This window comes from Paraburkholderia sp. UCT2, from assembly GCF_014397665.1.
Taxonomy (GTDB): Bacteria; Pseudomonadota; Gammaproteobacteria; order Burkholderiales; family Burkholderiaceae; genus Paraburkholderia; species Paraburkholderia tuberum.
The window spans coordinates 1-2,543 of record NZ_VZQO01000114.1 but is presented as its reverse complement, the minus strand read 5'-3'; the positions used below and the strand labels follow the sequence as shown (position 1 = coordinate 2,543).

The window sequence follows — 2,543 nt, the reverse complement described above, 5'->3', positions numbered from 1 at the left end:
TGGGCGGCGACAATGACTACGTCCGGTGTACCGACATTCATCTTGGCCGGTAGTGAGGAGTCGGAGGCGGCGTAGCCGCCGGAGACGACGAACTGCCGGCGGCGCCGGGTCGGCGAGGTCTAGGATGGCTGACTGAATCGAAAAAGAGGCGGTCAGCCCATGTCTGGAACCCGCATCACCGACCAACAGGTCCGCCTCTACATGAACCAGCGCAAACACCATCCACAGAAGGTCGCCGCAGCGAAGTCGGGCATGAGCGAGCGCACGGCGCGACGCGTCGAACGTGAAGCCGGGCTTCCGTCGCAGCAGCCTCGGCGCTACTGGCGCTCGCGTCCTGATCCATTTGCCGACGTGTGGGAAGCCGAGGTCGTCCCATTGCTGCGTAGTGCGCCAAAGCTGAAGGCGATCACCCTGCTGCGCAAATTGCAGGACGACCATCCCGAACGCTTTCCCGACAGCATGCGTCGCACGTTTGAGCGGCATGTCAGCCAGTGGCGCGCGCTCGAAGGGCCGAACCAGGAAGTGTTCTTCCCTCAAACGTATCAGCCAGGCGCGCGAGGCCTGTCGGACTTCACCCACATGGACAAGCTGTGCGTGACAATTGGCGGCGTCCCGTTTGACCACCTGCTGTATCACTTTGTGCTGGCATTCTCGCGCTGGGAATACGCCAGCGTGGTCGATGGCGGCGAGAGCTTCCAGGCGCTCGCGACGGGATTGCAGAACGCGCTGTGGCAGGCCGGCGGCTGCCCACGCGAGCACCGCTCCGACAGTCTGTCGGCGGCCTTCAGGAACCTGCAGGAAGAGGAAGACTTCACAGCTCGCTATGCGGTGCTACTCGATCACTACGGGATGGAAGGCACGCGCAACAACCGTGGCATGGGTCATGAGAATGGCAGTGTGGAATCGTCGCATCGCTATCTGAAGGATCAGATCGATCAGGCCCTGGAACTGCGAGGTCACCGCGACTTCGCGGACCGGGCCGCGTACGACGAGTTCGTACGCGGGGTGGTGATGCGCCGCAACCGGCGCAATGCTGCAGCGTTCCAGATCGAGCGCGAACACCTGCTGGATCTGCCTGAGCACCGTACCACCGACTTCGACGAAGAAGAGGCGCGCGTGACCCGCTGCGGCACGTTCACCGTGCGTTGCGTCCTGTACAGCGCCCCGTCGCGGCTGATCGGTCATCGCCTGAAGGTGCGCCTTTACAGTGACCGGCTCGATTGCTATCTGTCCGGCGCGCTCGTGCACAGCACGACGAGGGCCACGCACACCAGCAAGCGGCGCGGTCGCGGCATCGACTACCGGCACTTCATCGATTCGCTCAAACGCAAGCCGCAGGCCTTCAGGGGTCTCGCGTTCCGTGACGATCTGTTTCCGCGTGAAGCCTATCGTCGCACCTGGGAACGGCTGGATCAGGCACTGACGCCGCGTAGCGCCTGCAAGACCATGGTGGGCCTGCTTGAACTCGCCGGGCACCACGGCGTTGAGGCGCAACTGGCCGAGCGGCTCGATGCCTTGCTCGAACTCGGTGAACTGCCCGATCTGAAGGTGTTGTTCGATGAGTTCGCGCCGCGCCAGGCCGAGTGTCCGGTGGTTGTCGTCGAGATGCCGTCCGCCGCGCTTTACGACACGTTGCTCGATGAGGAGGTGCTCGCATGAACGCCGCCTACGATGCTGGCCGTATCGCACTTATGCTCAACGAACTGCGCCTGCCAACGATCGGCCGGTTGTGGCCGGACTTCGCTGAACGCTCGGACAAGGAAAGCTGGCAGGCGTCGCGGTTACTCGGTGCATTGCTCGAACATGAACTTGCCGAGCGCGCCAAACGAAGAATCGAACGTCATCGTGCCGAGTCACATCTGGATCCGACCAAGACGCTCGCCACCTTCGACTTCGGTGTTGTGCCTATGGTCTCAAAGGCGCATGTGATGGCGCTGGCCACCGGCGATTCGTGGCTTGAGAAAGGCGCCACGATTCTACTGTTCGGGCCGCCTGGAGGCGGGAAAAGTCATCTTGGAAGCGCAATCGGACATGCACTGATCGACGCCGGCTATCGCGTATTGTTCACGCGCACCGGCGAAATCGTGCAGAAGCTCCAGGTCGCACGTCAAAGTCTGCAACTGCCTTCGGCGCTTGCGAAGCTTGACCGCTTCGACCTGATCATCCTCGATGATCTGTCGTATGTGAGGAAGGACCAGGCCGAAACCAGCGTGCTGTTCGAGCTGATCGCCGAGAGGTATGAGCGGAAAAGTCTTCTGATAACGGCCAACCAGCCGTTCTCAGGCTGGAATGACGTCTTCCCCGACCCCGGCATGACAGTGGCGGCCATCGACCGGCTTGTGCACCACTCGACGATCTTCGAACTGAACGTTGAAAGCTATCGACGCCGCAAAGCCAGCGACAAACAGAAGGAGCGGCGCCGTCAATTACCCGCTGACAATCCGAACGGAGCGACAACCATGTCCAACTGACAGCGACAAACATCTCGACCGACCGGCCAAGATGTTTGTCGGTAAACCGGACTTCCTGCTTGACGCTATCCA

2 protein-coding genes are annotated in these 2,543 nt (G+C 61.7%); both read left to right on the top strand.

Annotated elements, in window-relative coordinates; all coding sequences use genetic code 11:
* The first annotated feature begins 201 nt into the window (after positions 1 to 201).
* The gene (gene istA / locus F6X39_RS35900) at positions 202 to 1,659 is read left to right on the top strand and encodes an IS21 family transposase (protein ID WP_410450759.1); all 1,458 of its coding nucleotides are present in this window, start codon (positions 202 to 204) and stop codon (positions 1,657 to 1,659) included.
* A complete protein-coding gene (istB, locus tag F6X39_RS35895; protein ID WP_187620122.1) occupies positions 1,656 to 2,471 on the top strand; it encodes an IS21-like element helper ATPase IstB in 816 nt (271 codons plus the stop codon). The genes istA and istB overlap by 4 nt, the downstream gene beginning before the upstream one ends.
* Positions 2,472 to 2,543 lie beyond the last annotated feature (72 nt).